A 21,479-nucleotide genomic window follows, 5' to 3' on the forward strand; every position below is an offset into this window, starting at 1 on the left:
ACAACTGATGGGTTTTAACATACTATCAATTTTTAAAAAAAGAGGGGTTCTTTTCATTATCATCAGGTTTTATTTACTAATACCTTCTGAAACTTCTTTCACCATTTGTGCTACTGATTCTAAACCGCCACCAGCTAAATACCAAATTTCTGGATCTAAGCTAATGATCTTATCATTTTTAGCAGCGTTTGTTTTACCAACGATTTCGTTTTGAACTGTTTCTTTTAATGTTGATTGTTCACCAACTGCTGCATCACGATCAATTACAAATAAGTAATCTGGGTTTTTATCCAATACATACTCAGCTGTTACGTCATTACCGTGAGTAGATTCTTTAATATCTTTATCAGCAGGCGTTACACCTAATACATCATGGATTAATCCAAAACGAGACCCTGCGCCATATGCGCTAAGTTGTTTTGCATTTGAAAGAACGATTAAACCTTTTTTATCAGCTGGTACTTTTGCTTTTGTATCTTCAATTGCTTTATCAATATCAGCAAGTTTTGTTTTTGCTTCATCTTCTTTACCGAAGATTTCTGCTAAAGTTTCAACGTTTTTCTTAAATGAATTGATATAATCTGTTGTATCTACAGCTTGATAAATAGTTGGTGCGATTTCTGCAAACTTATCATATGAATCTGCTTGACGTCCTGAAATGATAATTAAATCTGGCTCTGCTTCTTTAATTGCTTCAAAATCTGGCTCTTTTAAACCACCAGCATTAGCAATCTCTTCTTTATCATATTGAGATAAATAGCTTGGGATATTTTGTTTTGGTAAACCAACTACTGAATCACCAACGCCTAAAGCATCCATTGTATCAAGTGAACCGAAGTCAAAAACAACTACTTTTTTAGGGTTTTTCTCAACTTTTGTTTCACCATATTCATGCTTAACTGTTACTACTTCTTCTTTCTTGTCATCACCTGATGTTTTTTCGTCTTCTTTTGATGTATCGTTGCTGCCACAAGCTGCAAGTACAACTGTAAATAATGCTAATAAGAATACTAACAATGATTTCTTCATGTCTTCTACTCCTTTATGAAAAATACACACATATTTTTTGACAATTGAAATTCTGGATAGATATGTCCATATCATAAATCTCTTTCAAAATTGGCGAGCTTATAATTTCATCTGCAGGTCCTTCTTTGATTACCTTGCCATCCTTTAGGGCAACAATATAATCAGAATATACAGAAGCAAAGTTAATATCATGAATAACGATAATAATCGTCTTATTTAATTCATCCACGAGCTTGCGAAGAATTTTCATGATTTGTACAGAATGTTTCATATCTAAATTATTTAAAGGCTCGTCTAATAAGATATATTCGGTATCTTGTGCAATAACCATTGCAATATAAGCACGTTGTCGTTGACCACCGCTCAATTGATCCAAGTATTTATTCTCAAATTCCTCTAATTCCATATAAGCGATAGCTTCATCTACCTTTTCCCAATCCTCTTTATTCAAGCGACCTTGAGAATATGGGAATCGCCCAAAGGATACTAGCTCGCGAACGGTTAATCGAACATTGATATGGTTAGATTGTTTAAGAATCGAAATCTTCTTAGCTAACTCACTGCTTTTAACTGTGCTAATATCATTACCTTCAATGATTACTTCACCTGTATCCGCTGCAATTAATCGGCTAATCATAGACAAAACAGTACTTTTCCCCGCACCATTCGGACCGATGAAAGACGTTATTTGTCCTTTTTGAATTCTAATCGATACATCTTCTACAACGCTCTTTGACCCATACACTTTTGTAAGATTCGATACTTCTATCATTTGCGATTCTCCTTTAGTAAAAGGTATATAAAATAAACTCCACCGACAAAGTTAATAATGACACTTAAAGTTGTTGAGAATGTAAATACTCTCTCAACGAGTAATAAACCACCAACAAGAGCGATTATACTCACCAAAATCGAGCCAACAATGACATAAGAATGCTTGTAAGTATGTATCACCTGATACGCCACATTCACAACTAACAAACCTAGGAATGTGATTGGACCTACAAGTGCTGTACTGATGGAAATGAAAATCGCTACAACAATGAGCAATCTTCGTACCACATAATCATAATTCACACCTAAATTAATAGCGGTGTCTCTTCCTAATGCCAAAACATCTAAATATTTCAAAAAACGCAATGCATAAAGTGTTACAACAACAATACTTATGACAGAAATCCATAGTAAATCAGTCTGTATATTGTTAAAGCTTGCAAACATCTTTCCTTGAATCGATTGATATTCATTTGGATCAATCAATACTTGCAAAAACGTCGACATACTAGAGAATAATGTTCCAAAAATCAAACCTAATAATAAAAGAAAGTATAGGTTTTGTCCTTCTCTTTTAAATAGTAGGCGGTAAAGCAAACCAACGAACAAAATCATAATCGCAATTGTAATAAAAAAGTTCACGTTCTTATTTACAATGGTTTGACTTGTTGAACCTAATATAAAAATTAAGGCTGTTTGTATTAACATATATAGCGAGTCTAAACCGATAATACTCGGCGTTAATATGCGGTTATTCGTAATCGTTTGAAAGATTACTGTTGAAAAAGCAATACATCCACCTGTAATCACGATAGCAAAAATCTTCAGCCCACGTTTAGGCAAGACATAGTCTGGAAATCTTCCCACGTCTGTAAACATGAAGACGCCTACAAGGGCAATTGCAATAATTGCTAATAATCCAATTCTAGCTTTATCATTCATACGCCTTTCTCCTCAAAAGTAAGTAAGCAAAGATGGCACTTCCAATTACACCTACTGTTAGACCAATAGGAACTTCATATGGATAAATAATTAATCGCCCAAAAATGTCACAGCCTAGTATGAAGATGGCCCCTAACAGTGCTGTGTGAGGTAAATTGTTCTTCAAATGATCACCTCGATAAATAGAGACGATATTCGGAATGATTAATCCTAGAAACGGAATACTACCAACAGTTAAAATAACAACAGCTGTTACCATCGCTACAATCGCAAGACCGATATTAACTACACGCTTATAATTCAAACCTAGGTTTACTGCAAACTCTTCACCCATACCAGCCACTGTAAATTTATTCGCAAATAAGTATGCAATAATCATTAACGGTACGCTAATATAAATGACTTCATAATTACCCTTCATCACACCAGAAAAGCTACCTTGCAGCCATGCTGACATGCTTTGCATTAAATCTTGCTTATATGCAAAGAAAGTAGTAATGGATTCAATAATTCCGCCAAACATAAGTCCAACTAACGGAATAAAAATCGCATCTTTAAACTTAATCTTGTCAAGAATCTTCATGAATATAAAGGTACCTAGTAACGCAAAGAAAAAGGAGATAAGAATCTTTTGAGTCATTGTTGCTGATGTAAACAGCATCATACTTACTAAGATTCCTAATTGTGCTGAATCCATTGTTCCAGCTGTTGTAGGTGAAACAAACTTGTTTCTCGTTAACTGCTGCATAATTAAACCACAAACACTTAAGCTAACCCCTGCAACAATAATACTTATTAATCTTGGAATACGACTAATAATTAATACATCCCACTGATCATTACTCAAGTTAAACAAATCAAGTGGAGAAATATTTGTCACACCAATGAATAGGCTTGTTATTGATAATATTATAAGTAGTACAACTAGATATCTCTTCTTCATAGGTAGCCTCTCTTTAACATTCATCTCTTGACTAGGATGTTTAATTCATTTAGTAAAGATTATCATTCTCAATTACTTTTGTAAAAAATTTAGGCTGCTATAGCGTTTAATCGCGAAGCCACCATTTTTCACGTGTGTATACTGAAAATATAACTTACATATCAAATGATAATGATTATCATTATAGTTTGTCAATGATTATTTACTTATTTATCAATAATTTGAATAAATATTCTTTCAAATCCCGACTTATTTAACACTAAAAAGAAGGCTACCCAAAAGTGATTTCCATTCACTTTTAGATAGCCTTCATCTAATATTGGCTTGTAGTTAAAGAAAATAATTCTTTTCTCCCTAATACATTACTCATCATAATGCGCCATATTTAATTCGTGACTTCCTAAAATATTCATTGACTCAATATAATTCCGAGTTCCCTCATCTCCTAATTCATAAAGCTTTTCATATAACTGAATTAAAGAGTGATCATATTGATCATTTGCTTTATCATGATGATATTCTAAAAAAGGTATATGTGATCTTATATATGTTTGCACATCATGATGATAAAGTTCATTTACAATTTGATTAATCTCTTCATATTGCTCATTTGTTGCATGAATAACAAAATGTCCACCTTGTTCTGGTGTGTTCACCGAAATCCTTCCACTCTGAACATCCACATAATAAACATTCTCGTCCTTATCCAAAACCAACATCTCCTTTATTAAGAAGATTTACTATAGGAGTATATTTTACACCTTTTACTTTTTGGTAAATAAACAAGATATACAAATACAATACTTTATCTTTACTCTACTGGCTTTGGGTCAAATCTTTTACGATTTTATCCATCATTTTATCAAGAGTAATCGGATCAGAGAAAGAAGCAGTACGTTCATCCAAAAGGAATACACGATTGTTTTTAACGGCTGGTAAGTTCATCCAAATTGTACTATTCTGGACTGGGTTGTTATTCGCATCAGCACTGGTACTTAAATAGATATAATCTCCAGCATAATGAGGGATACTTTCTATTGGAACTTCCAATAAAGGTACCCTATCAATGATATTGTGTTGAACAAGCTGAGGGGCTTTCAATTCTAAAGCATCATAAATCACTTCTCCCCCATGCCCTGCTTGATTTCCATATACATTTACTCCATTAGCTGTTTGTTGCATAATAGAAATCGTTTTGTTCCCTATAAACTTTTGCACGATATCTTTATTGATGGTTACTTTTTCTTCCCATTTAGCCAACCAAGCTTCTGCTTCTTTTTCTTTTCTGACTAAGTGCCCAAGTGCCATCATTTTCTGAAGATAATTCCTTTTATCCCAATCAAAAGCCACAGTAGGAGCAACACCCTGAAGGTCTTCTATACTTTCATCTGATATTTCTGCAATAATTAAGTCGGGCTCTAGCATCATAATCTCTTCTAATGCATCGCTTGAAACAGCTTCTGTTCCCTCAAGCATCCCTTTAAAATATGGATTTTCAAACGCTAGTTTCGGTACAGCTACTGGGTGAATACCTAATTGCAAAAGATATCCAACATATGGCGTTGATAAAACGACTATCTTTTGTGGATTTTCTGGTACATCAATAATTCCATTATCAGCTTCGAATGCAAAAAATGGATTTTCTTTCTTTACATCCTCAACTTCTTCTTCATCCTTCTTATTACTACAAGCACTCACGGTTACACATATACATACAAGCAGGAATATCCATGCGTTTATTTTTCTTTTCATAACTGCGTTCAACCTCTTCTATATAACTCACTGCCCCTATTGTATAGTAACCTTAACGCTTATTCTAATGTGAAACTTTGGAAAAATTGAATAAAAATCAGAAAAACCGATTTCTCATCTAGGAAGAAATCGGCTTTTAATATATTCGGAAAGATATCTATTTAACTCTTCTCACTAACAACAGTGAAGCGCTTATTTACATATGCTGCATTTTCAATCTCATCTACTAACGCAATAGCAAAATCAGCATAACTAATATAGCTATCACCTGTGCTGTTTACTAATAAATGATCTTGACCAATTGAATAACTGCCTGTACGAGCACCTTCTGGATCAAAGAATGCAGACGGGCTAATAAACGTCCACGTGATGTTAGCTTCTTGTAAATCCAAAAAGTTTTTGAATTGATTTTTTGCTGTTGGGACGAATATTTCTGGAAAATCAGGAGTGTCAACAAGACGTATTGTGTTAGCTTTATCAACAAATAGACTGCCTGCACCACCAACCACGATTAAACGAGTAGAAGCACCTTCAAAAATGTCAATTAAGTGTTTGCCGACTATAACGTGCTGTTCCTCATGACCAATTGGTGCACCAAATGCATTAACGATCACATCAAATGCTTTAACATCATCTTTCGTTAAAAATAAAATATCTTTTTCAATATATGGCACATCTTTCGTTAGTTTTGATGCTGAACGCACGATAGCTGTAACATCTAGCCCCCTTGAAAGTGCCTCGTTTACAATTTTCGAGCCTGCTTTTCCTGTAGCACCAATGATTGCAATTTTCATTATAAATGCCCCCTATTTTATTTTTTGTAACAATAATTGTTACATAAGTGATGAAATGAAAACCAGTTATTAATCAAACTGGTTTAACACTTGATTTAGCGATTGCTTCGCTAGATCCTTTTCTGTATTTTGTTGAATGTTTTGAAACATGGTTCCAAGTGTTGATTCAATTTGGCGACCAACATTGCAATTCATGTTCGCATTTTGATGTACGGAAAAAAGCGTATTTTTCGGATCTACTGCACGCAAAATATCTAAAAACGAAATGTCTTCTGGCGATTTACACAACTCAAGTCCTCTATTACCGTGAACAGCTCTTAGCAAACCTGCCTTTTTTAAGGCACTAATCATACGGCGAACGACAACAGGGTTCGTTTGAATACTGCCTGCAATCCATTCAGAATTGAGCCTCTCCGAATCATTCGACAAAGCGACTATTGATAAAATGTGTATACCGATTGCTAATCGAGTATTAACCATTTCATCCACCACCTTCTGTAACTATTATAGTTACTAATGTTGCAACATGCAAATCTTTGGATCACTTGCGGAAATAACTTAACCATAAAAATTCTTTACATATTATTATACAAGGTAGTATCTTACTATGACTTTCTTCGTGATGCTAGAAAGTAATAATACCTCTATCCTAAAAGACCTTTTTATTTTTATCAATAAAAGAACGATTTCAAGAATAAAGGACTAGGAATATGGATGCGTAATAGCAAGAAAAAATATTTATAAAAAGAAGGATTTTTCTTCATTTGTAAGAATATATACATTTAACAGATAAAATGAATGACCATTCATTTTATCTGTAGCTTTATCAATCTAACTAAATGGAGGTTATGTATGAACGAATTTGCTATGTCATTAGCAGAACTTAAAAAAAGGAAAGGAGTGTTTATTGCCCTAATAGCTGTATTACTTGTTCCGCTAATATACGCAGCCATTATACTAACTCCATCATGGGGACCTTATGACAACTTGTCTAATTTACCTGTTGCGGTAGTTAATAAAGACAAAGGAGCTATGTCAGGGAAAGATTCAATTAATGTTGGAGAAGATTTAATAGCTGATTTAAAGCAAAGCAAATCGTTAGGTTGGCATTTCGTTAGCCAAGTAGAAGCTGACAAAGGGATGAAAAATTTAAAGTATTACATGGTTATTGAAGTGCCGGAAAACTTCTCACAAGATGTAACAACAGTATTATCGGAGAACCCAAAAATTCCAGAACTAATCTACACGCAAAATGAAGGACTACATTTCATGGCAGCACAAGTAACCAAGAGTGCAACTGAAAGAATTCGTGAGCAATTAGCAAATAAAATTACAGAAACCTATGCCAAAAATATGTTTGCTCAACTGAAACAAGTTGCAAATGGATTCAAAGACGGTGCTAATGGTTCTACGAAGCTACATGAAGGTTCTGTTGCTCTCCAAAAAGGTACTGGACAAATCTTACAATCTCTTCAATCAAAGTCCGGTGATATTAACAAACTAGCTGCTGGTACACAAGAATTAAAAGCTGGCACTGGCACTCTCCTACAAAACCTTCAATCAAAATCAGGTGATATCGCAAAACTAGCTGCTGGTACGCAAGAATTGAAGGCTGGTACCGGTACTCTCCTACAAAATCTTCAGTCAAAATCAGGTGACATCAACAAATTAGCTGCCGGAAGTGCGCAGCTCCAAAATGGTACATCACAATTATTGAAGGCTATGCAAGATGGCTCGGGCAATGTAAATAAATTAGCAAATGGTGCAAAAGATTTAGCAGCTGGTTCAACTGGATTAGCATCTGGAGCACAAAGTTTAGCTACTGGTGCTGAAACGTTCGCTAACGGAGCAAAGTCATTCACATCAGGTTCCAAAACCTTCGTTGATGGTTCTAAATCATTTGCAACCGGTGCAAAATCATTTGCCTCAGGAGCAAAATCTTTCGTTGATGGCTCCAAAGGACTTGCAACCGGTGCAAAATCTCTGCAATCTGGTTCAACTCAAGTATTAGAAGGATTAAAACAATCTCAATCTGGAAGTAATGAGTTAGCTCAAGCACTGAATAAATTATCCCCTGGTAGTAAACAAGTAGCCGATGGTGTCGCAGCTGTTAACGCAGGAGCGGATCAACTTGCTGGTGGTGCAAATCAAGTAACAGCTGGTTTAGAACAACTAGCTAACCACCCTGAACTAGGAGCTATTCTAAGTAGTAGCCCTGAATTTCAAAAGCTATTGCAAGGAAGTAAGTCTGTATCAAATGGACTTAATAAGTTAGCTACTGACTCCAATACGTTAAAAGCTGGTGCTAACCAAGTTGCAGACGGTCTTGCCAAAGCTTCAACTGGAGCTCAAGCATTAAACGATGGAATCGACAAACTAGTAGCAGGGCAATCTCAAGTTACACAAGGCGCAAATCAATTAGCTTCTGGAGCTGGACAATTAGAAGCTGGTGCTGATAAATTAGCTGCCGGCGCAAACCAATTAGAGCCAAGCGCCTCACAATTAGATACTGGTGCTAATCAACTTGGTACTGGAGCTACTCAATTGGAACCAGGTGCATCTAAATTAAACGAAGGTGCTAATCAACTAAATGTTGGCGCTTCTAAATTCTCAGAAGGTGCTACTACACTCGCTAATGGAAACGCTTCCTTAAATGCCTCTTGGGGTACAATTACTAAATCTGTAGCTGCAATTGATGGCAGTATGAAGACCGTTAGTAATGGTAATAAAACAGTAAGTCAAGGTTGGAGTGCGCTAACAGATGGGGCAAGAAAGTTAGACAGCGGCATGGTTCAAGTGAATTCTGGAAACCAAACTGTGAAAGCCGGTTGGAGTGCACTAACAGATGGGGCAAGAAAATTAGACAGCGGCATGGTTCAAGTGAATGCTGGAAATCAAACTGTGAAAGCTGGCTGGGGCACTTTAACAGTTGGCGTAAAACAAGTAGATAACGGTATTGGCAAAATTGAAGGTGGTAGTCAAGAACTAGCAACAGGATTAAAAGGCGGCGCTGATCAAGTAGGCGCACTACATGTAACAGACAAAAACATTACACAGTTCTCATCACCTGTTGAATTGAAAGGTAAAGCAATAAATACATTCCCATTCTATCGATATGCCAATGCACCATATATCCTTTCTTTAGCTCTATTCGTAGGAGCATTAGCATTAACATTATTGTTCAATGTTCATAAACCTGAAGATAGTGCTCTCTCTAGTGCTAAGTGGTACGGAACAGTCTTTGCGAAAATGGCTGGCTTTGCTGCTATTCAAGCAGTAGTTATGAGCATCTTTACATTATTCTTTATAAAATTAAGCGTTATGAATGGTTTCTTATTAATTCTCTTCTCCATCTTAGCGAGCATCACGTTCCTTGCAATAACCTTCTTCCTTGTAGCGCTAGCAGGCAATATTGGTCGCTTTATCGCTGTTGCCTTCGTTGTTCTGCAGCTATCAACAACTGGATCAAGCCTTCCAGTTGAGATGCTGCCGGAAAGCCTACGAAACTTAAGCAATTTCTTACCAATGAGGCATTCGATTGCTAGCTTTAGATCACTCATTTCGTTAGACAATACAAGCGCTGCATGGAGTAGTATTACAACGCTTTCCCTGTATCTTGTACTTGCAGCTGTGCTTATTGCCATCGTAGCTGTCATTCACGCAAGAAAAAAAGAATCTAATACTTCAATTGAAGCATAATACTATTTAACAAAAGATGGGGAGTTCAAACAATGATTAGAAATCACCGTTTGAACTCCCCTAACACTTTTTATCCATTCAAAGTGATTTTGAATAGGAAACAATTTCTCTCATATACTCTTCTAATTTTGGAATAACTTGATCATAACTAAATTTTCGTGCAGTTGCTCTTCCATTTATACGCAAACGATCTTTCATTAAAGGATTACTTAATACTTCAGTCACGCTTTTAGTTAAGCCTTGCACATCACCAGGTTCATTGAGTAAACAATTGTAACCATGAAGTGCATATTCTTGAACTCCCCCGCTATTTGTAGCCACAACCGGCGTACCACAACTCATAGCCTCTAATGGTGGCATGCCAAACCCTTCATACCAAGAAGTGAATAAAAGCACATCTGCCTGCTGATAACATTCTACGATTTCTTCCTGTAACGGTTGAATCATATAATGTACTGGAAACACTGTATTAACCTCTGACTTCTGCTGACAAATCCATTTCACTTGAAAACGCAGTCCATTTGCCCACACTTGCTCTAATGCCTTTAGCGCAGCAGGGAAACCTTTAAAACGTAAAGATGGACTTCCAACTAAAAGGACCACTGGTAATATCGCAGGTACGCGCTCTAAATCTGGCTTAAATAAAGATATATCAATTCCATTTGTAATGACAGGAGTATCGATCCCATATCTTGCCTTCAACACTTTCGCAACGAATGACGAGACACTAGCAATCGGTATTCCGGCATTATAACAAAGATCTAAACTACTTCTAATTCCTGGAATATACGCATAGTCTGGAATATCCCCAAATAAGGATTCGTGTCCTTGCTCCCAGTAAAAAACGTTCGTGTCCTTCCCTTTAAACTCTAACAATTGATAAATCCATCCAACTACTACAATGTCACATTCCTTTGTATGAGCCTCTAGTAACTCTAACGGTGAAACTAGAACCTCTTCATCTACTGTAATCTCGCTCCAAGCAGGTAGAACTCTACTCCCTTGTTCTCCTTTAAAGAAAGCTGTTATATGATGTCCACGTTTTCTCAACATTTGCATTTGTGTAAGAAGCATTTTTAGTCCGCCTGTTAAGCTATGGTGCGGCAAGACATAACCGATTTTTAATGGTTCTTCACTTGTGCTAATTATTTCAACTGGTTTTTGAACTTTCCGAGGATATATTTTAATAATATTTGCACCGTTGTCACCCACATTGACTTGACTAAAGTGGTAATCAAAATCAACAAAGTCAACAACTGTCCATCTACTTTTATGTCTTTCTAATGTATTGCCTAAATACTCTTCTTGAGGTGCTGGATTAATTGGTGTAGAAACGATTAAAGAGGTATTTGTTATTTTTAATAGGTCTTCTAGTAATTTCAGACCTTCCTGTTTGTCGAAATGCTCTAGTACATCAATAAGAAGAACTGTATCATATTTTTGTTCTAATTTAGGCAATATCGTATAAATTTCACCATAGTACATTTTATTGTATACATAATCATGGATTGGATTTTGATAAGCCTCGAATCCTTCGATACCATCAATTTTTACAATCCAATCTTTCTTCTCATAACGTTCATACGGTATGTCAAATGCTTCACGTAATAATACACCATATTTTCCAAAGCCGATGCCAATATCCAAAATCGACGTTGGATGATCGAGTAATACTAAATCAATTATAGCCGGAGTAGCTTGATACCAGCTTGTTGGCATTACTTGTTCACCTCATTTATTCATCATTTACAAGTAGAAAGACTATTCTTTATGCTGTAATAACGTTTCTAAATAACGTTTATTATGCAAAACACTTTCATGACCTGGATTGTAAAGTCTCGCCATTTCATTATGATAAAACGCTCTTTCATGCTGCTGTAGGGTATCATAGCAAACGCATAATTGAAGATGTGGAAGCCAAGTGTAATAAGCATAATCTACTAAACCACCTGTACTTTTCACTTTTTCAACATCGCATTTTAATGCGGCTTCATACCAATAAACCGCTCGGTCAAATTCTTTTTGTTCCATATATAAATACCCTAGCTTACAACAAAGATTGGCACGAGGAATAGCATATGAAAAAGACCTTAGAATGAGCATAATTGCTTCCTTAGTGTTACCTAATCTGATGTAAGCCTCAGCTCCTTGGTCACATGCCCTAATACAATCATCAAACCAACCTCGTTCCGTATCTAAAAACTTCTTATAATAAGTAATCGCTTCTTCATTCAAGTTATGCTCATAGCATTCATTCGCGTAGTAAAATAAATCTCTTGGGGTAAACTCTAATCCTTTCTCCATTTGCTTGCGATAAATTTTGATATTACGATCCGTTTTTCCCGTCTTTATGCTTTGATGTGTAATACAGATTTCACTCAAAATAATATTTCCGCCTACCTCTACATACTCATGTACAGCCCCAATCCATTTGAACTTGTTCGATGTTTTTAAAAGACGATTTCTATTTAAGCTACTAATAATGGCGCCATGCTCATCCTTCAACAGAACATATTTCATCTGTACAGAATCAACCGAAGAATCTAGCGTTTTCTTTAACTCTTTAAACTTCTCTTGATCCGGTTCCAATATGACATCATCTGCATCAAGCCAAAGTGTATATTCCTTACTTGCCTTACTGAATGCAAAATTTCTCGCCTTAGCAAAATCATCTTCCCATTCGAAATCATAGATTTGATCTGTAAATTTTTTCACAATTTCTTTAGTACGATCACTTGAACCAGTATCTACAATAATAATTTCATCAACTAAAGGAGCCACACTTTCTAAGCAACGTGCTATCACTTTTTCTTCGTTTTTCACAATCATACATAAAGAGATCGAAACCACTTGATCCCCTCCTATTTGCTATTCATTTATATGTATGCAAGAAGCATAGTATTATTTCCTGTACAATTTTCATATGTGGCTTTTACATAAGAAAAAAAGTCATCGGTCCTTTTTGATTTAGAATTTACTTCTTGTTTTAGCTTCTAATTAAAAAGGAGACCTGTGGCATAAGACGAGCTGTTCTCGAAAACCTGCTTTTAGTTTTCAAAACAGAACGGCTTATGACCGAGTATGTCAGGTGTAAGGTTAGACAACACGAAAAATTATTTATTTTCATATCTTTTCGGAAAAACGTAAAGAGGCTGTTTGAAAATATTTTTTCAAACAGCCTCTACCTCTTATTTATTAAGTTCCTTATAAGCCAGCACTTTCAACGCCAGAATTTCTTCATCCGTTAATTTATCCTGGACTTGATTCATAATTTCTTCTTTAGAAGCAGTTCCATTTTGAACTTGCTCTTTTATATTATTAAGCTTACTAATTCCTACTTTTCGAACTAGCACCCTAGTAGCTTCTTCTTTCGTAGTAAACGGTAATTTACTTTCATCTACATTTGCGCCCTCTTTAACCATCTTCTTCAAATCTGGGTCCTTTTCGATTTCCTTCTTAACAGCCTCTATTTGCCCACTATTCTCTAATTCTTTCGATACAGCATCCATTACCTTCTCAGAAGCCATATTCGTTCCAAAATAATATACACCATATCCGATTCCCGCTAACACGATGACAATAACGGCTAATACTTTTATAAATTTCATGAGTAAAATAAACCTCCCTATATTGGTCAGATGCGATTAAACAGTTGATTCAAAGAGGAACCTATATCTACTTTAACGCTAATTAGAATTCACCTATAAGTTATTCCATAATACCATATTTACACTAAACTCCGCTCAAGATGGTTACTATCTTCATATCAAAAATGATATATTCATAGCTTTATAGCCTATAGCCCTGTACAATTAGTGTTAACATAGCATGCTAGGAGTGACATTCTTGGAAACATTACTCATTTATAATGATGATTTATCCAATAAATTTTGGAAAATCCATGTATCAGGAAACACTTTTACCATAACCTACGGAAAAATTGGTACGAGTGGATCGGTGAAAACAAAGAAATTCGAGACTAAAGAAGATTGTAAAAAGGAAAGCGAGAAACTAATCAAAACTAAGATTAAAAAAGGTTATAAATTTTCACAATCTTCCCAATTAGTCGTGAAAGAAAGTTCTATGACGGAGGCTCTCTTCTGGGAATTATTAAAGAAATGTAAACTCAAAGGTGAATATGCAGAAGAACAAATCGAATGGCTTATCACTCATTTATCGAAAAAATCTATTAAAGATATTGTTAAATTCGATTATATATTCAACACCTACTATAAAACATCGTACACATCAGAACTGTGGGCTGCCGCTTATATTATTTTAGGCGGATGCTCAGATGATTGCTTTGATTATTTTCGAGCATGGGTGCTTTACTTAGGAAAAAAAGAATATGAAACTGCCATCAATGATCCACAGACATTACTACCTTATTTACAACAATTGAATGGATATGATGATATTCCCCAATTAGAAGAATTAATTTCGGTAGCTATCTTAGCTTATGAAGAAAAAACAGGATTAGATGATGAATCGTATTATGATATATATAGTCAGCTAACGAATGATAGTCATGATAATCCAGATATTGATCTTGATTGGGATGAAGATGATGAAGAACAGTTACGCAGTATGTTTCCTCTTCTATGGGATGTCTATGGTGAAAATCCCTTAACATAACTCATTCAATAAACAATCATATACAGCAAAAGGCTTCCCCTTAAAGTGCATAAATTACATTTTAAAAGGGAAGCCTTTATCTTTATGATTTATTCATTAACTAGCGTTTCTAACGCAACTGTAATCATGTCATTGAACGTTGTTTGGCGCTCTTCTGCAGTTGTTTCTTCACCAGTAATAACGTGATCACTTACTGTCATAATACTTAATACATCAACACCATATTTCGCACCTAATGTGTAAAGTGCTGATGTCTCCATATCTACACCAAGTACTCCGTAATCCGCTAGCTTGTGAATCATTGTTTCATCATCTTCATAGAAAGAATCACCCGTAAATACGTTACCTACACGAACTGTCATATCCTCGTATGCTTTCGATAAGCGATAAGCTCTCTCTAAAAGAGTGAAGCTAGCATTTGGCGCATAATTAATTTGTGGGAAAATGATATTTTGCATTTTCGAATCATTTGTTGCAGCCATTGCCATAATGATGTCACGGATTTTCACTTCACGCTTCATTGCGCCGATTGTACCGATACGAATGATGTTCTTAACACCATAATCTTTAATCAACTCAGTAGCATAAATGCTCATTGATGGAGCACCCATTCCAGATGATTGGATAGAGATTTTCTCTCCTTTATAAGTTCCAGTATAACCATACATTCCGCGAACTGTGTTGTGGCATTCTACATTTTCTAAAAATGTATCTGCAATATATTTCGCACGAAGTGGATCTCCTGGCATTAATACTTTTTCTGAAATTTGTCCTTCTGCTGCATTTAAATGAATACTCATTGTGAATAACCTCCTAAAAATCCGTTCCTAATTCTTCTATAATTAAGCTACTTTTCCGCCTTGTTTTGCTTCTGTTGCTTTCAATTGTTTTTGAGAATAAATCCAACTGAAAACAAATCCTACTGCGAATGTTAATAATACACCTAAGCTATTTCCTTCAAAAATACCTTTTGCAAATGGTGCTGGGAATAATGGATTTTCTGTAAATAATAGACCTGTAATAACACTTGCAAACCAAATGATTACATTTCCTTTATTTACTGCAATATTTTTATCACCAGAAATGATTTCTGGATCATAGCCTTGTTTCTTACGTAAGATGATGTAATCTGCTACGAATACTGCTGTCCAAGCTGCTAAACCGATACCAACTACTCCTAAAAACATTTGGAAAGAACCTAAGAAATCACCGTTTATGAATAATACGTATGTTGGTAATAAAATCATTATCGCACCATGGAAAATGATTGAAGTACGATCTGATAATTTAATGTTAGTTGCTTCTAATGCCGTACGACCTGAGCGTAAAGAAATTACAGCTGGAGGAATAATTCCACCTAATGCCGTAATGAAGTATGGAATTACCATCCATTTAGGCATTTGTAATGCTAATGCAGCAATCGGGTCAGCTGAACTTACTAGCTCTGGATTTGTTGCATTCATAAGAATCCCTAAGAACATAATTACGAAAAGTGGTGTTGCAGACGCTAACGTCGTTGTAATAAAAATAGATTTATTAGATGAATTTGGGCTTTGGTAACAAGAGTAATCACTCGCACACATTGCCCAACTTAATGCCGAACCTGCAATGATAATAGAGATTGCTGGTAATACGCCACCGATCCAATCACCGTTTGGCATATTTACTAGTGCACTCCAATCAGTTTGTGGAACTAAAATGAATAGTACTACTACTGTAAGAGCACCAAAGATATATGTGAAAATTGTTTGAGCTTTAACTAATGTTTCTTGCTTCACAAGTGATAATGCCATAATTGCAATTGATAAACCAATTAAACCAATGATCTGCGTAGTTGTTGTAACTTCAAAGCCTGCTGCTGTTACGATTGCATTAAGTGAGAAGATACCTGTCGGAACGTTACCAACACTTAACCAACCAATTAAACAAATCCAAGCTAAAACGGCAGGAATTAAATTCCCTTTCGAGCCAAAAGCCGCACGTGATAAAACGAAGGTTGGAGCTTTACCTAACTTACCTGGTAAGCTTAAGTAACCAATCAGTGCAAATGAAGCTGCACCCAATACAGCTGCTACAACTGATTGCACGAAGTTTAAGCCATAGCTTACGATAATACCTCCGTATACTAGACCCATAACACCAATATTTAATGAGAACCAAATCCAAAATAGCTGTTTCGGGCTTCCGGTTCTTTCTTGTTCAGGAATTAAATCTGGATATTTTTTACTCATCGTCTCTTCCTCCCTTTCACTCTCATTTGCTAAAGAATAAGTATTCCGCCACCAGCTGTTGACTTTGTGAATTACTATTAATTGCAAACATTATGAGTAACTTTTATCTAATCTGTAAAATAATGTAGTAGTATGTCTGATGTCAGACATCTTAAAATATTAAAAAAATAATAACGCATTTGTAAATGCGAAGTACATCTTGTAGGACTAGTTCTTACCTTTATTATAACTAGCCTATCCTCTTAATCTGTAAGCGGTTTCAGCATTTACAAAACAATCATAACATCTTAATTAGTATTTTGGAATAGTAATTTACGCAACCTATAATTGAAAATAAATTCTAAATATTGAGATTATAACTCATTTACTTTGTAATAAAGTAAAAAGTCTACCCAAAGTGATTCGCATTCACTTTGGGTAGACTTTTTGCTCTCTTTCTATTTACCCTTCTTCACAATAATCTGCCAGCTTGCTTCACTCAATTGCTCAAATTCTGTGATTTCATGACCAGCTGTTGCTGCCCAACGTGGAATACTTTCAGTTGCCTGTGTGCAATCAAAGTTAATAATTAGTTCCTCTCCGATTTCCATTGTCTCAATCGCGTTTTTTGCCTCTACTAGTGGAAACGGGCATACCATACCTGTAGTTTCTAATAGTTTTGTCATTTTAATTTCCTCCTTCAAAATCCTTTAAGTTTTCTTATATTAAGCCGAAACTTTTGTAGATGAACCAGCTTTAGATTTTTTATTTTTACGAATAATTGTAAAATATACTGCAATCCAGCTTCCTAATAAGAAGCAAGCCATCGCTACCCAGCCTTGCCATGCGAAAATCGCAGAATTTACAAGACCATTACCAATTGTACATCCCCCAGCAATACTCGCACCGAAGCCCATTACTAAACCGCCAATTGCGTTATTTCTTAATGTTGCTTTATCTGGTAAACGGAATCGGAATTCTCCACTTCCTTTTGCCGCAATGAAAGAACCAATAAAAATACCTAATACTAAAAATACACCCCAATCTAATAATGCATTGTCACCTGTTACTAAAAATTGAAGTGTTTTTGCTGTTGGTGTCGTAATTCCTAAACCAGCATTACGACCTGTTGCCTCACTTAAAGGCCATGCAATTATAGCAATTAAACCAACTAGAGCAGCCGTCACAAATGGATGCCAAGCTTTCTCAAATAAAACATGAGAAAGACCTGTTTTCTTTGGCTTCAATCTTGCAACAAACAATTTTGGCTTTCTCAATTCACGAATTACTAATGCACCAACAATACCAACCAACAATACAACTAAATACCACTTTGAAATTCCCAATGTTTCGAAAACATAAGCATCACTTGCCTTATAGGACGTTAACTCGTCAGCTACCGGCAATAAAACCCCAAACTTTGTCATCGCCGATCCTAACATATAACCAAATAAAGCAATCCAACTTCCGATTAAACCTTCACCTGCTCGATACCATGTTCCTGTAGCACAGCCGCCAGCTAACACCATACCTACTCCAAATATTAGCCCCCCAACAATTGTGCCAAGCCATGGAAACAGACCTGTTTCTAGTACAAGGTTTCCTGTATCCCACAACAGAAACACACCGACACTTTGAATTGCAATAACAATGAATGTTGCTAAAAACATTCTTCCATCTCTAGCTAAAATCAGGTCGCGATAAGCTCCTACTATACAAAATCGTCCTCTTTGTAAGACGAATCCTAATAATATCCCACATATAATTCCAGTAATAATCATTTGAGCCATGTTATTCCACCTCTTTTGCTATTTTTTACAATATTACTACAATTCTCATGAAATTACTAGGATTAAATTCAAAATAATTGAATTGTCTATTTTTTTACCACTTTTAACTTAGATAGAACAAAAAAGACTGTTCCAAAGTCTTATCTTCAGAACAGCCTTTTTACCTATTGTGCTTGTCTTTCTTCTATCTCAACTTGAGGAGTCTCCTCATCATGAATATCTAATTTATCTTTTAGTTCTTTATCTCTCTTAATACGACTTTTGCCCATTGCAAGTGCTGCAAATACACCTGTCACGATAAATACTAAGCCTGTTAAGAACACTAAAGAGAAGGATTCAGTCCATGCTGTAGCTATTCCCTTTACCACTAATTCCTGTAGCTCTACTGGAAATGGTAATGCTGATGGATTAATTAACAAACCAAACAATGCATCTGTTTTTTCAGATAGTGCATGAAGTGCTTGTTGTACAGCAGGTTCCGTTGCTGCTTTACTTGCTTCACTCATTTTTGTAACGATTGATTGATTCATAACACTATTCAAGACAGTAACACCAATCGTTCCTCCAATTGAACGGAAGAATGTTGCAGCAGATGTTACTTGTCCTAACTGAGAAGTTGGAAATTCATTTTGAATAGCAATTGTAATAGTAGGCATAACTAATCCCATACCAAGACCTAGAACAATCATGTATAAATACACTTGCCATTGAGTAGATTCTAATCCCATTGTACTCATTAAATAAAAACCAACTGAAGCAATTACCATACCAGTTGTTAACACCGTACGGAAACGCAATTTTAATAATAATCTTCCACCAACTACACTTGCAATAATAAGTGCAATCATCATCGGTGTCATAGCAGACCCTGCTTCAGTTGGTGAAACACCTAATATACCTTGCATAAACATTGGAACGAACATAATCGCACCAAACATACCAAGACCTAGTAAGAAACCAAGCAAATTCGATACCGCAAATACACGATTTTTAAAGAAACGGAAATCTAAAATCGGATCAACCGCTTTTCTTTCAATAAATGCAAAAGCAACTAATAAAACAATGACTGCACCCATAATGGCCATTGATGTACCTGATGCCCAAGCAAATTTATCTCCACCGAAAGTTAACCATACTAAGAAAAGAACGACTGCCGGAATCAATGTAGCTATTCCTAAATAATCGATACTTACTTTTCCCTTCTTAATTGGTTCATGCTTCATACCTACATAAATTAAGATGGCAGATAATAACCCAAATGGTAAATTAATAAGGAAAATCCAATGCCAACTTACGTAATCAACGATTACACCGCCAAGAAACGGTCCAAAAACAGAACTTAAACCAAATAAAGCACCGAAAACACCTTGCCATTTTGCTCTTTGTTCAGCACTAAAAATATCACCGATAATTGTTTGTGATAGTGGCATAATCATACCGCCACCGATACCTTGTAATCCTCTATACAGTACAAGCTCTTCCATTGTATTGGCAGTAGCACAAAGTCCTGAACCAAGAATGAAAATAATTGTACCGAGCAAATATAGCTTTCTTCTTCCATATAAGTCAGATAGCTTACCTACAATTGGTACTACTGCAGTAGATGCAATCATGTAAGCTGTTGTAACCCAAGCAAAAATACTAAATCCATTCAGTTCCGCTACAATCGTAGGCATAGCTGTACCTACAACAGTTTGCTCTAAGGAACTGAAGAACATTCCTATCATTAAACCAGCTAGCACTAAGTTTTTCTTAATGCCTATATTTTGATGACTTAGTTCCAAAGCAATCACCCTTTACTATAACTTATGTTACATTTTTCACGTAAAAGAATTATAGTTAAGAGTGACCAGTCAGTCAACGTCCAAAAAAAGGAAGCGTCCATTATCTAAATGAACGCTTGAATAGTTCTCTATTGTATTTGAAAAAACGCAGCAATCTTATTTCGATATACTGTTAGTTCTGTAATTTCATTAAAATTAGAAAGCATTCCTTGAATAACAGGAATTCTAGGCTGTTCCTTTTGAAGCTCTTGTTCTAATACTTCTAAAGAAATCATTAAATCTTCTTTAGTATCAAGCTCTGCAATGATGCTCTTCATTTTCGATAACACATCATAAATATCCGTTTGGAAACAGCTATGTTTACTATTAATGAGCTCTTGCATTAAGCTTTCATCTAATAAAGGCTTATCGTTCATTAGACCACTCACGATATCATCCATACGACGAATCATAAATTCCATTACAAAATCTACTCGAATCATCTCATTATTAAAAAACATGATTCTTAAATAGGAATGAAGCATCCCTTCTAACATTAATGAAAGATCCCAAATAAAAGGTTTAACACGTTCACCATATATATTTAATAGCCCTTGTTGTAAGAAATGATGCATTCTAAGCTGCATGTTATACAACTCTTCCTTAATTCTTTCATTTAAAGGGATAGCTTGCTCTCGTGTTTGCATAATCATGAATTCTTTATTAGCGATAACACTTTCTAGCACCGATTGAAGTTGTTTTATGAACTTTTCACGAGATGGTAAATCCTTATTCTCATAGAACAACATTTTATTCTCTAATTGCTCAGAGTAATGTTGGAAAATAGCAAGTAACAACGCATCCTTCGACTTAAAATATAAGTAAAAAGCGCCTTTTGATATTCCACTTTCTGCAACGATTTCGCTTATAGAAGTAGAAGAGTATCCTTTAGCAGCAAATAATTTAATAGCAGATTTAATGATTATTTTTTCTTTTTCTTTCATGCTAATTCTCCCTATCCTCTATAATCTTTCTCTACAAAAATGAATACGTTATCATTAGTCCAAGCCACAGGACCGACTAGTCAGCATTTTACAGTACAGGAACATTTCAGTCAAGAAAAGGTAGAGCGTCAATTTCATCAAGTA

19 protein-coding genes are annotated in these 21,479 nt (G+C 35.5%); 2 read left to right on the forward strand and 17 right to left on the reverse strand.

From position 1 onward, the window contains the following. Positions 1-69: 69 nt before the first annotated feature. The 8 genes from TX86_RS23105 to TX86_RS23140 form a co-directional block, all read right to left on the reverse strand. Positions 70-1,029, reverse strand: coding sequence for a siderophore ABC transporter substrate-binding protein (locus TX86_RS23105; RefSeq protein WP_042352546.1), 960 nt, complete (start codon positions 1,027-1,029; stop codon positions 70-72). Between the two features lie 13 nt (positions 1,030-1,042). Next, positions 1,043-1,801 carry an iron ABC transporter ATP-binding protein gene (locus TX86_RS23110; protein ID WP_042352548.1) on the reverse strand — a complete coding sequence of 253 codons (759 nt, stop codon included), beginning with the start codon at positions 1,799-1,801 and terminating at the stop codon, positions 1,043-1,045. Next, positions 1,798-2,745, reverse strand: a complete 948-nt coding sequence (locus TX86_RS23115; protein ID WP_042352550.1) for an iron chelate uptake ABC transporter family permease subunit — start codon at positions 2,743-2,745, stop codon at positions 1,798-1,800. The genes TX86_RS23110 and TX86_RS23115 overlap by 4 nt, the downstream gene beginning before the upstream one ends. Beyond that, the gene (locus TX86_RS23120) at positions 2,738-3,688 is read right to left on the reverse strand and encodes an ABC transporter permease (protein ID WP_042352552.1); all 951 of its coding nucleotides are present in this window, start codon (positions 3,686-3,688) and stop codon (positions 2,738-2,740) included. The genes TX86_RS23115 and TX86_RS23120 overlap by 8 nt, the downstream gene beginning before the upstream one ends. A 362-nt stretch (positions 3,689-4,050) precedes the next feature. Next, the gene (locus TX86_RS23125) at positions 4,051-4,398 is read right to left on the reverse strand and encodes a hypothetical protein (protein WP_052343864.1); all 348 of its coding nucleotides are present in this window, start codon (positions 4,396-4,398) and stop codon (positions 4,051-4,053) included. Between the two features lie 106 nt (positions 4,399-4,504). Next, a complete protein-coding gene (locus TX86_RS23130) occupies positions 4,505-5,440 on the reverse strand; it encodes an ABC transporter substrate-binding protein (RefSeq protein WP_052343866.1) in 936 nt (311 codons plus the stop codon). 161 nt (positions 5,441-5,601) lie between these two features. Next, on the reverse strand, positions 5,602-6,234 hold the full coding sequence (locus TX86_RS23135; protein WP_042352555.1) for an NAD(P)-dependent oxidoreductase: 633 nt from the start codon (positions 6,232-6,234) through the stop codon (positions 5,602-5,604). A gap of 69 nt (positions 6,235-6,303) precedes the next feature. Further along, the gene (locus TX86_RS23140) at positions 6,304-6,714 is read right to left on the reverse strand and encodes an Rrf2 family transcriptional regulator (RefSeq protein WP_042352557.1); all 411 of its coding nucleotides are present in this window, start codon (positions 6,712-6,714) and stop codon (positions 6,304-6,306) included. A 372-nt stretch (positions 6,715-7,086) separates the two neighbouring features. Between TX86_RS23140 and TX86_RS23145 the strand changes: the two genes are divergently transcribed. After that, complete coding sequence (locus TX86_RS23145) at positions 7,087-9,933, forward strand: YhgE/Pip domain-containing protein (RefSeq protein ID WP_042352559.1); 2,847 nt, start codon at positions 7,087-7,089, stop codon at positions 9,931-9,933. Positions 9,934-10,011: 78 nt separating this feature from the next. Here TX86_RS23145 and TX86_RS23150 read toward each other — a convergent pair whose 3' ends face one another. From TX86_RS23150 to TX86_RS23160, 3 genes are all read right to left on the reverse strand, one after another. After that, entirely contained in the window at positions 10,012-11,652 is a 1,641-nt protein-coding gene (locus tag TX86_RS23150; RefSeq protein WP_042352560.1) for a glycosyltransferase, read from the reverse strand. Between the two features lie 42 nt (positions 11,653-11,694). Continuing rightward, the gene (locus TX86_RS23155; RefSeq protein WP_042352561.1) at positions 11,695-12,783 is read right to left on the reverse strand and encodes a tetratricopeptide repeat-containing glycosyltransferase family 2 protein; all 1,089 of its coding nucleotides are present in this window, start codon (positions 12,781-12,783) and stop codon (positions 11,695-11,697) included. Positions 12,784-13,121: 338 nt separating this feature from the next. Continuing rightward, positions 13,122-13,541: a hypothetical protein gene (locus tag TX86_RS23160; RefSeq protein WP_042352563.1), complete on the reverse strand. Its 420-nt coding sequence runs from the start codon at positions 13,539-13,541 to the stop codon at positions 13,122-13,124. 238 nt (positions 13,542-13,779) lie between these two features. Between TX86_RS23160 and TX86_RS23165 the strand changes: the two genes are divergently transcribed. Beyond that, the gene (locus TX86_RS23165) at positions 13,780-14,568 is read left to right on the forward strand and encodes a DUF4240 domain-containing protein (protein ID WP_042352565.1); all 789 of its coding nucleotides are present in this window, start codon (positions 13,780-13,782) and stop codon (positions 14,566-14,568) included. Positions 14,569-14,657: 89 nt separating this feature from the next. Here the strand turns inward: TX86_RS23165 and deoD are convergent, their stop codons facing one another. From deoD to TX86_RS23195, 6 genes are all read right to left on the reverse strand, one after another. Beyond that, a complete protein-coding gene (deoD, locus tag TX86_RS23170) occupies positions 14,658-15,368 on the reverse strand; it encodes a purine-nucleoside phosphorylase (RefSeq protein ID WP_042352566.1) in 711 nt (236 codons plus the stop codon). A 42-nt stretch (positions 15,369-15,410) separates the two neighbouring features. After that, complete coding sequence (locus TX86_RS23175) at positions 15,411-16,799, reverse strand: purine-cytosine permease family protein (RefSeq protein ID WP_042352568.1); 1,389 nt, start codon at positions 16,797-16,799, stop codon at positions 15,411-15,413. Positions 16,800-17,236: 437 nt separating this feature from the next. Then, on the reverse strand, positions 17,237-17,464 hold the full coding sequence (locus tag TX86_RS23180; protein ID WP_042352569.1) for a sulfurtransferase TusA family protein: 228 nt from the start codon (positions 17,462-17,464) through the stop codon (positions 17,237-17,239). A 39-nt stretch (positions 17,465-17,503) separates the two neighbouring features. Then, positions 17,504-18,568 (reverse strand): YeeE/YedE family protein, encoded by a 1,065-nt coding sequence (locus TX86_RS23185; protein ID WP_195892945.1) that lies wholly within the window; start codon positions 18,566-18,568, stop codon positions 17,504-17,506. A gap of 164 nt (positions 18,569-18,732) precedes the next feature. Continuing rightward, on the reverse strand, positions 18,733-20,352 hold the full coding sequence (locus tag TX86_RS23190; protein WP_500676236.1) for an MDR family MFS transporter: 1,620 nt from the start codon (positions 20,350-20,352) through the stop codon (positions 18,733-18,735). Positions 20,353-20,480: 128 nt separating this feature from the next. Further along, on the reverse strand, positions 20,481-21,335 hold the full coding sequence (locus TX86_RS23195; RefSeq protein ID WP_042352570.1) for a TetR/AcrR family transcriptional regulator: 855 nt from the start codon (positions 21,333-21,335) through the stop codon (positions 20,481-20,483). Between the last annotated feature and the right edge of the window lie 144 nt (positions 21,336-21,479).

Source organism: Bacillus massiliigorillae (genome assembly GCF_000380245.2).
GTDB classification, from domain to species: domain Bacteria; phylum Bacillota; class Bacilli; order Bacillales; family DSM-1321; genus Bacillus_AD; species Bacillus_AD massiliigorillae.